Origin of the sequence: Staphylococcus sp. HL28 (genome assembly GCF_021117155.1) — a bacterium.
Taxonomy (GTDB): domain Bacteria; phylum Bacillota; class Bacilli; order Staphylococcales; family Staphylococcaceae; genus Staphylococcus; species Staphylococcus warneri.
Genome location: NZ_CP088218.1, coordinates 870,190 through 883,955, shown reverse-complemented (window position 1 = coordinate 883,955; position 13,766 = coordinate 870,190). Strand labels below are relative to the sequence as shown.

Here is a 13,766-nt window from a genome sequence, read left to right as displayed (position 1 = left end):
AAAATAATGACAGTAAAAACAACAGTTTCAACCAAAGATATTGACGAAGCTTATTTACGTCTTAAGGATATAGTTAAAGAAACGCCTTTACAATTAGATCACTATTTATCTCAAAAGTATGATTGTAAGGTATATTTAAAAAGAGAAGACTTGCAATGGGTACGCTCTTTTAAATTACGTGGTGCTTATAATGCTATTTCAGTACTTTCTGATGACATTCAAAGTAAAGGTATTACATGTGCTAGTGCTGGAAACCATGCTCAAGGCGTAGCTTACACAGCTAAAAAACTTAATCTAAATGCTGTCATTTTCATGCCAGTCACAACGCCTTTACAAAAAATTAACCAAGTTCAATTCTTTGGAAATGGTAATGTTGAAATTAAATTGACTGGTGACACATTTGATCATTGTTTAGCAGAAGCGCTTGAATATACTAAACAAAATAATATGACTTTTATTGATCCATTTAATAATGTTTATACTATTGCAGGTCAAGGCACCTTAGCTAAAGAAATGATTTCACAATCTCGCAAGGAAAATATCAATTTTGATTATTTATTTGCAGCTATTGGTGGTGGCGGCTTAATTTCAGGTATCAGTACTTATTTTCATGACTATTCTCCACAAACTAAAATCATTGGTGTAGAACCTGCTGGAGCTAGTAGTATGTATGAATCTGTGGTAGTTAATAACAAAATTGTAACATTAGAAAACATCGATAAATTTGTTGACGGTGCATCAGTTGCTAGAGTTGGTGATATTACATTTGAAATTGCTAAATCATTCGTACATGACTATGTACAAGTGGATGAAGGTGCAGTTTGTTCAACAATCCTAGATATGTACTCTAAACAAGCAATTATTGCCGAACCTGCTGGAGCATTAAGTGTAGCAGCATTAGAAGACTATCGAGAATTAATCAAAGGAAAAACAGTGGTTTGTATCGTAAGTGGTGGTAATAATGATATTAATCGTATGAAAGAAATTGAAGAACGTTCATTATTATACGAGGAAATGAAACATTATTTCATTCTTAATTTCCCACAAAGACCTGGTGCACTTAGAGAATTCGTTAATGATGTACTAGGCCCACAAGATGATATTACTAAATTTGAATATTTAAAGAAATCATCTCAAAATACTGGTACTGTAATTATCGGTATTCAACTTAAAGATCATACAGACTTACAACAATTAAAAGAAAATGTAAACCAGTTTGATTCTTCAAACATTTACATTAATGAAAATAAAATGCTATATTCATTATTAATTTAAAATAGACGAAGCTATGCCAACATGCATGGCTTCGTTTTAGTTTCTACTTTACTATTAGCTCGACTAAGCTCGTTGCGCTCTTTCTTCAATTCATTGTCTAAACGCATTTGCTCTGCGTTGAATTTCTTATTTTTAGGCATAAAAAAAGAGACCTTGCGGTCTCAATGCGGCTCATCGCATCCTATTATTTGCCTGGCATGGACTATTGATCTTAATAGCTTATGCTATTAAGTAAGTAAAACGTGTGATTTTCAATCACTGTTTTGCTTTAGAACGTTAGTCTGCTACCTTCGACGCTAAGGACCTTTTTCAACTTGAGAGAAATGCGCTTATACTTCTTCATTTTCATCTCTCACTTACTCACTTAGCTCGACTAAGCTCGTTGCGCTCTTTCTTCAATTCATCGTCTAAACGCATTTGCTCTGCGTTGAATTTCTTATTTTTAGGCATAAAAAAAAGAGACCTTGCGGTCTCAATGCGGCTCATCGCATCCTATTATTTGCCTGGCAACGTCCTACTCTAGCGGAACGTTAGTCCGACTACCATCGGCGCTAAGGAGCTTAACTTCTGTGTTCGGCATGGGAACAGGTGTGACCTCCTTGCCATTGTCACCAGACAAATGGAATGTGTTATGCATTCAAAACTAGATAGTAAGTAAAATGATTTTGCGTCGCAAAACATAAATTTTGATTAAGTCTTCGATCGATTAGTATTCGTCAGCTCCACGTGTCACCACGCTTCCACCTCGAACCTATTAACCTCATCATCTTTGAGGGATCTTATAACCGAAGTTGGGAAATCTCATCTTGAGGGGGGCTTCATGCTTAGATGCTTTCAGCACTTATCCCGTCCATACATAGCTACCCAGCTATGCCGTTGGCACGACAACTGGTACACCAGAGGTATGTCCATCCCGGTCCTCTCGTACTAAGGACAGCTCCTCTCAAATTTCCTACGCCCACGACGGATAGGGACCGAACTGTCTCACGACGTTCTGAACCCAGCTCGCGTACCGCTTTAATGGGCGAACAGCCCAACCCTTGGGACCGACTACAGCCCCAGGATGCGATGAGCCGACATCGAGGTGCCAAACCTCCCCGTCGATGTGAACTCTTGGGGGAGATAAGCCTGTTATCCCCGGGGTAGCTTTTATCCGTTGAGCGATGGCCCTTCCATGCGGAACCACCGGATCACTAAGTCCGTCTTTCGACCCTGCTCGACTTGTAAGTCTCGCAGTCAAGCTCCCTTATGCCTTTACACTCTATGAATGATTTCCAACCATTCTGAGGGAACCTTTGAGCGCCTCCGTTACCTTTTAGGAGGCGACCGCCCCAGTCAAACTGCCCACCTGACACTGTCTCCCACCACGATAAGTGGTGCGGGTTAGAAAGCCAACACAGCTAGGGTAGTATCCCACCAATGCCTCCACGTAAGCTAGCGCTCACGTTTCAAAGGCTCCTACCTATCCTGTACAAGCTGTGCCGAATTTCAATATCAGGCTACAGTAAAGCTCCACGGGGTCTTTCCGTCCTGTCGCGGGTAACCTGCATCTTCACAGGTACTATGATTTCACCGAGTCTCTCGTTGAGACAGTGCCCAAATCGTTACGCCTTTCGTGCGGGTCGGAACTTACCCGACAAGGAATTTCGCTACCTTAGGACCGTTATAGTTACGGCCGCCGTTTACTGGGGCTTCGATTCGTAGCTTCGCAGAAGCTAACTACTCCTCTTAACCTTCCAGCACCGGGCAGGCGTCAGCCCCTATACATCACCTTACGGTTTAGCAGAGACCTGTGTTTTTGATAAACAGTCGCTTGGGCCTATTCACTGCGGCTCTTCTGGGCGTTAACCCTAAAGAGCACCCCTTCTCCCGAAGTTACGGGGTCATTTTGCCGAGTTCCTTAACGAGAGTTCGCTCGCTCACCTTAGAATTCTCATCTTGACTACCTGTGTCGGTTTGCGGTACGGGCACCTGTTATCTATCTAGAGGCTTTTCTTGGCAGTGTGAAATCAACGACTCGAGGAAACAATTTCCTCTCCCCATCACAGCTTGACCTTATGAGTGCCGGATTTGCCTAACACTCAGTCTTACTGCTTGGACGTGCAATCCAATAGCACGCTTCGCCTATCCTACTGCGTCCCCCCATCGATTAAAACGATACTAGGTGGTACAGGAATATCAACCTGTTATCCATCGCCTACGCCTGTCGGCCTCAGCTTAGGACCCGACTAACCCAGAGCGGACGAGCCTTCCTCTGGAAACCTTAGTCAATCGGTGGACGGGATTCTCACCCGTCTTTCGCTACTCACACCGGCATTCTCACTTCTAAGCGCTCCACATGTCCTTGCGATCATGCTTCGACGCCCTTAGAACGCTCTCCTACCATTGTCCTACGGACAATCCACAGCTTCGGTAATATGTTTAGCCCCGGTACATTTTCGGCGCAGTGTCACTCGACTAGTGAGCTATTACGCACTCTTTAAATGATGGCTGCTTCTAAGCCAACATCCTAGTTGTCTGGGCAACGCCACATCCTTTTCCACTTAACATATATTTTGGGACCTTAGCTGGTGGTCTGGGCTGTTTCCCTTTCGAACACGGACCTTATCACCCATGTTCTGACTCCCAAGTTAAATTGATTGGCATTCGGAGTTTGTCTGAATTCGGTAACCCGAGAAGGGCCCCTCGTCCAAACAGTGCTCTACCTCCAATAATCATCACTTGAGGCTAGCCCTAAAGCTATTTCGGAGAGAACCAGCTATCTCCAAGTTCGATTGGAATTTCTCCGCTACCCTCAGTTCATCCGCTCACTTTTCAACGTAAGTCGGTTCGGTCCTCCATTCAGTGTTACCTGAACTTCAACCTGACCAAGGGTAGATCACCTGGTTTCGGGTCTACGACCAAATACTAAACGCCCTATTCAGACTCGCTTTCGCTACGGCTCCACATTAGCTGCTTAACCTTGCATCAAATCGTAACTCGCCGGTTCATTCTACAAAAGGCACGCCATCACCCATTAACGGGCTCTGACTACTTGTAAGCACACGGTTTCAAGTTCTCTTTCACTCCCCTTCCGGGGTACTTTTCACCTTTCCCTCACGGTACTGGTTCACTATCGGTCACTAGAGAGTATTTAGCCTTAGGAGATGGTCCTCCCAGATTCCGACGGAATTTCACGTGCTCCGTCGTACTCAGGATCCACTCAAGAGAGTATATATTTTCGACTACAGGATTATTACCTTCTTTGATTCAACTTTCCAGATGATTCGTCTAATATATACTTTTGTAACTCCGTATAGAGTGTCCTACAACCCCAACAAGCAAGCTTGTTGGTTTGGGCTCTTCCCGTTTCGCTCGCCGCTACTCAGGGAATCGATTTTTCTTTCTCTTCCTCCGGGTACTAAGATGTTTCAGTTCTCCGGGTCTGCCTTCTGATATGCTATGTATTCACATATCGATAACATGACATAACTCATGCTGGGTTTCCCCATTCGGAAATCTCTGGATCAACGCTTACTTACAGCTCCCCAAAGCATATCGTCGTTAGTAACGTCCTTCATCGGCTTCTAGTGCCAAGGCATCCACCGTGCGCCCTTAATAACTTAATCTATGTTTCCATCCTACAGGAAACGCGTTATTAATCTTGTGAGTGTTCTTTCGAACACTAGCGATTATTTCTTATGAATTCAAGCTTTAAAACTCTAATTCACTCGGTTTTGCTTGGTAAAATCTATTTTACTTACTTATCTAGTTTTCAATGTACAAGTTCTATTTCCAGTCAAGCGTTTGCATACTGCTTTGTTATCATTACTTTAAATACTCATTTACTCTAGTAAACTCCGCTTTAAAGTAACTCAACGCATTGTCTGCGAATCGCTTTCTTTGAAAAAGAAGATATGTTGAATGTTATATAAACATTCAAAACTGAATACAATATGTCAATGTTATTCCTTCATCTTCTACGAAGATGTTCCGAATATATCCTTAGAAAGGAGGTGATCCAGCCGCACCTTCCGATACGGCTACCTTGTTACGACTTCACCCCAATCATTTGTCCCACCTTCGACGGCTAGCTCCATAAATGGTTACTCCACCGGCTTCGGGTGTTACAAACTCTCGTGGTGTGACGGGCGGTGTGTACAAGACCCGGGAACGTATTCACCGTAGCATGCTGATCTACGATTACTAGCGATTCCAGCTTCATGTAGTCGAGTTGCAGACTACAATCCGAACTGAGAACAACTTTATGGGATTTGCTTGACCTCGCGGTTTAGCTGCCCTTTGTATTGTCCATTGTAGCACGTGTGTAGCCCAAATCATAAGGGGCATGATGATTTGACGTCATCCCCACCTTCCTCCGGTTTGTCACCGGCAGTCAACTTAGAGTGCCCAACTTAATGATGGCAACTAAGCTTAAGGGTTGCGCTCGTTGCGGGACTTAACCCAACATCTCACGACACGAGCTGACGACAACCATGCACCACCTGTCACTTTGTCCCCCGAAGGGGAAGACTCTATCTCTAGAGCGGTCAAAGGATGTCAAGATTTGGTAAGGTTCTTCGCGTTGCTTCGAATTAAACCACATGCTCCACCGCTTGTGCGGGTCCCCGTCAATTCCTTTGAGTTTCAACCTTGCGGTCGTACTCCCCAGGCGGAGTGCTTAATGCGTTAGCTGCAGCACTAAGGGGCGGAAACCCCCTAACACTTAGCACTCATCGTTTACGGCGTGGACTACCAGGGTATCTAATCCTGTTTGATCCCCACGCTTTCGCACATCAGCGTCAGTTACAGACCAGAAAGTCGCCTTCGCCACTGGTGTTCCTCCATATCTCTGCGCATTTCACCGCTACACATGGAATTCCACTTTCCTCTTCTGCACTCAAGTTTTCCAGTTTCCAATGACCCTCCACGGTTGAGCCGTGGGCTTTCACATCAGACTTAAAAAACCGCCTACGCGCGCTTTACGCCCAATAATTCCGGATAACGCTTGCCACCTACGTATTACCGCGGCTGCTGGCACGTAGTTAGCCGTGGCTTTCTGATCAGGTACCGTCAAGATGTGCACAGTTACTTACACATTTGTTCTTCCCTGATAACAGAGTTTTACGATCCGAAGACCTTCATCACTCACGCGGCGTTGCTCCGTCAGGCTTTCGCCCATTGCGGAAGATTCCCTACTGCTGCCTCCCGTAGGAGTCTGGACCGTGTCTCAGTTCCAGTGTGGCCGATCACCCTCTCAGGTCGGCTACGTATCGTTGCCTTGGTAAGCCGTTACCTTACCAACTAGCTAATACGGCGCGGATCCATCTATAAGTGACAGCAAAGCCGCCTTTCACTATTGAACCATGCGGTTCAATATGTTATCCGGTATTAGCTCCGGTTTCCCGAAGTTATCCCAGTCTTATAGGTAGGTTATCCACGTGTTACTCACCCGTCCGCCGCTAACGTCAAAGGAGCAAGCTCCTTATCTGTTCGCTCGACTTGCATGTATTAGGCACGCCGCCAGCGTTCATCCTGAGCCAGGATCAAACTCTCCATAAAAAATTATGATGTTTGATTAGCTCATAAAACTAAATTAATTGTTGTAACTTTCGTTACATTATTGGAATTAACGTTGACATATTGTCATTCAGTTTTCAATGTTCATTTAATTAAATCTTGGAGCGGGTGATGGGAATCGAACCCACAACATCAGCTTGGAAGGCTGAGGTTTTGCCATTAAACTACACCCGCATATATAATTTGAAAAGTTATTTTGGTGCGGCCGAGAGGACTTGAACCTCCACGGGATTTCTCCCACTAGGCCCTCAACCTAGCGCGTCTGCCATTCCGCCACGACCGCTGGCAAAACGCATTCAAAAGTATATCGATTTCTCAATAGCATAATAAATTGTAAATCATTTATTAAGTAATGTCAATAACTTTTTAACATGAAATTAACAAAATTAATTATCTTGTAATGTTCGCTCATTTATTAATGCAACGTTATTTATAATAAATCATCGTAAAAGTTATGTCAATACTTATTTTTGATATAAATAGAGGACACTAAATATTTTTTCTTATTAGTGCCCTCATTCTAATTCATATCCAATTTCTTTTTAACAGACTATGACTTACTTCAACTTTTTTCTAATTAACTTTAATTTTCCGCCACATTTGCCACATCTCATGATACTTACATTCACTCTTTTTATTCTTACATACTTAGTCTTACATTCAGTACACATATATTCATAATTAGCACGTTCCTCATATGATTGCGTTGGTGTGCAAAATCTTGGTGCTCCGACTTTAGTACTTAAGTTTTTAAAATCTCGATCTTTATGTTTATAACCTTTACCTAAAATATGCAAATGATAATGGCAAAGTTCATGTTTTACAATATCAATAATAGCTTCTTTACCATAATGCTCATATTGCTTGGGATTAATTTCTATATCATGTGATTTTAGTAAATATCTACCACCTGTGGTTCTTAAGCGACTATTAAAATAGGCATTATGTTTAAAGGGAATTTTAAAATACTTTAAGGAAATATCACATACTAAACTTTGTAATTCCTGATTATTCATATGGATTTATCATTGTCAATGATACTTTATCTTTTTGCTTATCTATGCTAATTATCCAAACATCGACAATATCTCCTACGCTTACAATGTCCATTGGGTTCTCAACAAATTTTTTAGATAGTTTTGATACATGGACAAGTCCATCTTGTTTGACACCAATATCAACAAACGCACCAAAATCCACTACATTTCTTACAGTACCACTAAGTTTCATTCCTTCTGATAAATCCTCAATTGATAAAACATCTGATTTTAAAATTGGAGTTTCAAATTCATCACGAGGATCCCTATTTGGTGCTTTTAAAGATTTAATAATATCTTCTAATGTTGGTATTCCTATATTTAATTGGTTAGCAATTTCATGAATATCAATGGAGTCTAATGTATTTTTTAACGTTTCACTACCCAAATCTTCAACTTTAAGATTTAACTGGTTAAGTAATTGATATGTTACATCATAACTTTCTGGGTGAATAGATGTATTATCTAACGGTTCTGTGCCATCTACAATTCTCATGAAACCAATACTTTGTTCGAATGTTTTGGCACCTAAACGTTTAACTTTAGCAATATCTTTATGATGTTTAATAGCACCATTTTCTTCTCTATAATCTATTAGATTTTGGGCAATCTGTGATGAAAGTCCTGATACATATTGTAGTAGTGAACGAGAAGCTGTATTAACATCCACGCCGACTTGGTTTACCGCTGTTTCAACAACAAATGTTAATGCCTTCTCTAATTCTTTTTGATTCACATCATGTTGATATTGACCTACACCTATTGATTTTGGATCTATTTTAACTAATTCACTTAAAGGATCTTGTACCCTTCTACCAATTGAAACAGCACTTCTTTCTTCGACTTGGAAATCAGGAAATTCTGCACGTGCAATTTCTGATGCTGAATATACTGAAGCGCCTGCTTCATTTACTATAATGAATTGAACTTTAAGATTAAATTTATTAATAACATTAGCAATAAATTGTTCTGTTTCTCTACTAGCTGTCCCATTACCAATTGCAATTAATTGAACATCATAATCATTAATCATTTTTACTACAATTTTTTCAGCTTTTTCTGTTTTATTTACTGGGGGATGCGGATAAATCACATTCTTAGCCACGAATGTGCCATATGGATTAATAACTGCTAGTTTACATCCTGTTCTAAAAGCTGGATCTAAGCCAAGTATTTGCTTTCCTTTCATTGGCGGTTGTAAAAGTAAATGTCTCAAATTCTCACTAAAAACATCTATAGCATGATTTTCAGCTTTTTCTGTTAAGTCCCCTCTGATTTCACGTTCAATAGATGGCATTATTAATCTTTTAAGGCTATCTTTAATTGCGTCTCTTACAATGGCTGCCGCTTCAGTTTCTCTTTTTATTTCTTGTTTTTCTATGTCTTTTTCTACTAGTTCTGTATCAAATTCTATTTTTACAGATAATATTTTTTCTTTTTCTCCTCTATTAATCGCTAAAACTCTATGATTAGCTATCTTTTTAATCGGTTCTGCATAATCATAATACATGGAGAATATTTCTTTTTCATCTTCAGCTTTTTTCTTTTTAGTAGTTACAATTTGTCCTTGATGGTAAACATTTTTTAATATTCTTGAACGATATTTAGGGTTATCAGAAATTTGTTCTGCAATGATGTCTTGTGCACCTTGAATGGCTTCTTCAACGTTTTTCACTTCTTCGTTAAGATATGTTTGTGCTTTTGTTTGAACATTTTCGTCAAGTTGAGATTGTAATATCCATTGAGCTAAAGGTTCTAAACCTTTTCTTTTTGCTTCAGTTGCACGTGTTTTTTTCTTTTGTTTATACGGTCTATATAAATCTTCAACACGTTGTAATTTAGTTTGTTTAAGAATATCGTTTTGTAATTCGTTAGTTAGCATACCTTGTTGCTCAATACTATGAATCACTTCTTCTTTTCTTTTTTGTAAGTTAAACATATATTGATATTCATCAGATATTTGTTTAATTTCTACTTCATCTAAACCACCAGTTTGTTCTTTACGATATCTGGCAATGAATGGAACTGTATTTTTATCTTCTAATAGTTTCAATACAGAAGTAATTTGCTTTTCTGTAAAATTATATTTTTCGATAATTGATTTTATTAAATGATTGTCCATAGTTCTACCACACTTTTTCTTTAATTTATCTTTTTATTTTAACATAGTTGCTAACTGTAATTATAAATACTGATACTCTTATTTTTTGTTTCCCTGAGTATAAAAATTAAAAAATAAGATTACTATTACTTCAGCAGTACTACACTTAACTATGTAGTATCTAACTAAAGTAATAATAATCTTATAAATATTATTATTAATTACTTTTAAATAATTATTGTTTAGCTGCTTCTTGCAACTTTTTAATAGCAGTTCGCTGTAATCTAGACACATGCATTTGACTTAGACCTATTCGTTCACCAGTTTCTTTCTGACTTAATCCTTCGATGAATGTGCACTGAATGATTTCTTTTTCTCTATCAGATAAAATAGGTAAAATTCTTTCTAGTATCATGCGCTTTTCTGTAAGATCATAGTTATCATCTTGTTGACCCATAATATCTAGTAACGTAACCGTAGAACCGTCTTTATCCGCTTCTATTGAATGATCTACACTTAATGCATTATAACTTTGGCCCATTTCCATTGCTTCAAGGACTTCTTCATCTGTAACTTCCAAACGAGCAGCAATTTCACTTATTGAAGGTGAACGTTCTAATTCGTTAGTAAGTTCATCGCTTACCTTCTTTATGCGTGGACCTATTTCTTTTATACGTCTAGGTACATGAACACTCCATGTTTTATCTCTTAAATACCTTTTTATTTCACCAATTACAGTTGGCACTAGGAATGCTTCAAATTTTCGATCAAATGACAAATCAAATCTATTTATAGCACCTATTAAACCAACCATTCCCACTTGAACTAAATCTTCATGATGTGATTGACCTTTAGAATATTTATAAGCTAAAGATTCGATTAGTTTACGATAATGCCTTACTAACTTATCTTGAGCCCCGCTATTTTGGTCTTCTTGGTGTTCTTTAATCCATTGGTTAATCTGTTCAGGTGATACATCATTAACTGATTTCGACTCTTTCGTCATTATTTCGCACCTGCTCTTTTTTTATATACTTAATCATGCTTATTGTAACACCAGACTCTTTATAAACAGTTACTTCATCCATTAGTGACTCGATTAAGAATAACCCTAATCCACCCTCACGTAAGAAATCTATATTTTCGTTATCATTATAAGGTCCTAAATTAGATTTAGTTGTCTCATAATCAAAGCTTTCACCTTGATCTGAAATCACAATTTTAATTTTATCTTCAAAAACTTCAAAACACAAATTTATCATGCCTGTTTCAGGATTATGTTTGTATGCATGTTTAACTGCATTCGTAACTGCTTCACTTACTGCAATTTTTGAATCTTCTATATCATCGTATGAAGCACCTGCTCTAGTAAACACTCCAGATAGTGTTAATCTAATTAGACTTACATATTCGGCAGAAGCTGGTAACCGCATTTCAATATAGTCTTGTTTTGATTGCATGTTACTCTACCTCCGTTCCTTCATTAACATGCATTAAATCTTTTAATCCGGTAATATCAAATAATCTACCAATACGGTCAGAAACACCTAAGATATATAAATCTTTACCGTTTTGATTTAATGCTTTAAGAGTACCTACAAATAGTCCCAAGCCTGTTGAGTCCATATAACTAACATTCGCTAAATTAACATGAATATCGTGTGTACCTTCCTGTCTCATGGGTACTAACACTTCTTCTAATTCAGGTACTGTATAAACATCTAATTCTCCGCCAACTTTAACTTCATAATATGTATCATGTGTGACAGTTTCTATATTAAGATTCATTTGGTTACACTCCTAATTGTATTTCAAATCTACTAGTTTACTATTCAAGAATAATTATACCCAAAGTTAACGTTACTTAATCATAAAATAAAATTTAATTTACTCTTTTAATAATTAAAATAGTCATATCATCTTTTTTATTAGGATTTTGTACTTTTAATATTGCTTCATAAATTATTTGCACAATATCTTGAGGGTGCATATGTTTATATTTCTTGATTAAATTTAATAAGGTATCTTTCTTAATAAATTCGCCTTCTTTATTTCTTGCTTCTGTAACGCCATCAGTAAAAATAATCACCAAATCATCAATATAGATTGGAATTTCCTGCTGACTATATCTTGTTTGTTGATTAACACCTAAAACACGGCCTCTTACTTCAATTTCTTGAAACTCTTCAGTTTCTGCTCTATATACATAGCCTGGTTCATGTCCAGCTGAACTACAATATAATAAATGGTTCATCTCTTCATACAAACCATAGAACATCGTAACAAACATATTCTGATTGACGTTTTTTTCTACAACTCGATTGAGCCTCTTTAACCCTTCACTTGGTAACTGAGAATGTCCATATGAGTCCATTCCGAATTTTATCATGCTCATTGCTAGCGCAGCTGGTATTCCTTTTCCAATGACATCTGCAACTGCAAAACTCATAGTACCGTCATTGTGGTCAATTAAGTTAAAATAATCACCACTTACCTTTTGAGCTGCAACTGATATCACACCAATTTGAATACTATCGAATTGAGGGATATCTGTTTTCAACATAGTTTGTTGAAGTCTAGAAGCTAAATCTATTTCTTTATCGTGGTATTGTAGTTTATTCACTAATTTTTGGTAATCTCTATAACTATAACCAAAGCCTTTTACAACTTCTTGTAGTACATCTAAAGTACCAAGCGCTTCGTGATCAGTAACGTCTAATGAAGATATATAATTTTTATGTATTTCAACAATATCTTCTGGCAAAATATCCTTTTTTATAACTTCATTAGTAAATTCTTCACACTTTTTTATTAATTGAGTTTTATTATTCGTGCTTAAACTTTCATCAATCAATTTTTTATAATCTTTTTTAAATTCTTCCACGATTTTGCCTCCTCAATACAACTTCAACGCTCAATTTCTAACGTTCAATCAATATATCTTTTTTATAATTAGTAAAAAAAACTAAAACTTCTATACATCTAAAAAAGACTTTAGGGATGGAATACCTAAAGCCGTAAAACTTAAGACATCCTTTTATAATAAATAATACTTCGAAATAACTATCATTGCTCATAATATGTTAAAAATTCAAGGCTCAACGTGATAAATAAATCTCTTTTTATACATTTAAGCAGTTGTAATTATTATAAAGTTATTGTCTTTTATTTCATTATTTTATTTGTATTGGAATAATACATACAATTAATTATGTCTTAGAATGATTGAAATTATGTAAACCTAGACTGATGTCTAGGGCGTAATCTACTTCTTTCATTTTGTTATCAGACAAATATGTGAGTTTTTCTTTTAAACGATTTTTATCTAAAGTACGAATTTGTTCTAGTAAAATAACTGAGTCCTTATCAAGTTTGTACTTTTTCTTTTCAATTTCAACATGTGTAGGTATCTTAGCTTTATTAATCCTTCCAGTAATTGCAGCAACAATAACAGTAGGACTATATTTATTGCCTGTGTCATTTTGGATAATGACGACGGGTCTTACTCCCCCTTGTTCTGACCCTTGAACAGGCGATAAATCTGCTAGATAAACATCTCCTCTTCTAATCATTCATTCTTAGCGTTAGAAGTTAAATATGTTTCATTGCAATCGCACGCTTCACACTCAATAGGAAAAGCTTCGGTTGCTAGGGAGAGATTTAAATCAGCCATTTGTGCATAACCTTCTTTTAAAGATTGCTCTAAACTGTAACTTCTATTTTGATTAAAAGATAACATACAAAGAACCTCCATCTGATTCCAAAAGTTGCATTATTAAGATTTCTTAATTTAA

Annotated in this window: 9 protein-coding genes, 2 tRNA genes and 3 rRNA genes; 1 reads left to right on the top strand and 13 read right to left on the bottom strand. The window is 37.6% G+C overall.

Annotated elements, in window-relative coordinates; all coding sequences use genetic code 11:
- The first annotated feature begins 6 nt into the window (after positions 1 to 6).
- The gene (gene ilvA / locus LPC11_RS04255; protein ID WP_106913160.1) at positions 7 to 1,275 is read left to right on the top strand and encodes a threonine ammonia-lyase IlvA; all 1,269 of its coding nucleotides are present in this window, start codon (positions 7 to 9) and stop codon (positions 1,273 to 1,275) included.
- 501 nt (positions 1,276 to 1,776) lie between these two features.
- Here the strand turns inward: ilvA and rrf are convergent.
- From rrf to mazE, 13 genes are all read right to left on the bottom strand, one after another.
- Positions 1,777 to 1,891: ribosomal RNA gene (rrf, locus tag LPC11_RS04250) — 5S ribosomal RNA — on the bottom strand.
- 70 nt (positions 1,892 to 1,961) lie between these two features.
- Positions 1,962 to 4,883: ribosomal RNA gene (locus tag LPC11_RS04245) — 23S ribosomal RNA — on the bottom strand.
- A 380-nt stretch (positions 4,884 to 5,263) separates the two neighbouring features.
- Positions 5,264 to 6,816 (bottom strand): 16S ribosomal RNA (locus tag LPC11_RS04240).
- The 16S, 23S and 5S rRNA genes sit together here with 2 tRNA genes alongside, the layout of an rRNA operon.
- A 118-nt stretch (positions 6,817 to 6,934) precedes the next feature.
- Positions 6,935 to 7,008: transfer RNA gene (locus LPC11_RS04235), tRNA-Gly, on the bottom strand.
- A 23-nt stretch (positions 7,009 to 7,031) separates the two neighbouring features.
- Positions 7,032 to 7,117 (bottom strand) — tRNA-Leu (locus LPC11_RS04230).
- 274 nt (positions 7,118 to 7,391) lie between these two features.
- Positions 7,392 to 7,850: a SprT family protein gene (locus tag LPC11_RS04225; RefSeq protein WP_023373280.1), complete on the bottom strand. Its 459-nt coding sequence runs from the start codon at positions 7,848 to 7,850 to the stop codon at positions 7,392 to 7,394.
- Positions 7,843 to 9,993, bottom strand: coding sequence for a Tex family protein (locus tag LPC11_RS04220; RefSeq protein ID WP_231307363.1), 2,151 nt, complete (start codon positions 9,991 to 9,993; stop codon positions 7,843 to 7,845). Before LPC11_RS04220 ends, LPC11_RS04225 begins: the two co-directional genes overlap by 8 nt.
- 214 nt (positions 9,994 to 10,207) lie before the next feature.
- On the bottom strand, positions 10,208 to 10,978 hold the full coding sequence (gene sigB / locus LPC11_RS04215) for an RNA polymerase sigma factor SigB (protein WP_002451621.1): 771 nt from the start codon (positions 10,976 to 10,978) through the stop codon (positions 10,208 to 10,210).
- Positions 10,953 to 11,432: an anti-sigma B factor RsbW gene (gene rsbW / locus LPC11_RS04210; protein WP_002466768.1), complete on the bottom strand. Its 480-nt coding sequence runs from the start codon at positions 11,430 to 11,432 to the stop codon at positions 10,953 to 10,955. Before rsbW ends, sigB begins: the two co-directional genes overlap by 26 nt.
- 1 nt (position 11,433) lies before the next feature.
- Complete coding sequence (locus LPC11_RS04205; protein ID WP_002466754.1) at positions 11,434 to 11,760, bottom strand: anti-sigma factor antagonist; 327 nt, start codon at positions 11,758 to 11,760, stop codon at positions 11,434 to 11,436.
- A 94-nt stretch (positions 11,761 to 11,854) separates the two neighbouring features.
- Complete coding sequence (locus LPC11_RS04200; RefSeq protein WP_023373284.1) at positions 11,855 to 12,856, bottom strand: SpoIIE family protein phosphatase; 1,002 nt, start codon at positions 12,854 to 12,856, stop codon at positions 11,855 to 11,857.
- Between the two features lie 325 nt (positions 12,857 to 13,181).
- Complete coding sequence (locus tag LPC11_RS04195; protein ID WP_002451625.1) at positions 13,182 to 13,544, bottom strand: type II toxin-antitoxin system PemK/MazF family toxin; 363 nt, start codon at positions 13,542 to 13,544, stop codon at positions 13,182 to 13,184.
- The gene (gene mazE / locus LPC11_RS04190) at positions 13,541 to 13,711 is read right to left on the bottom strand and encodes a type II toxin-antitoxin system antitoxin MazE (protein ID WP_002451626.1); all 171 of its coding nucleotides are present in this window, start codon (positions 13,709 to 13,711) and stop codon (positions 13,541 to 13,543) included. Before mazE ends, LPC11_RS04195 begins: the two co-directional genes overlap by 4 nt.
- Positions 13,712 to 13,766 lie beyond the last annotated feature (55 nt).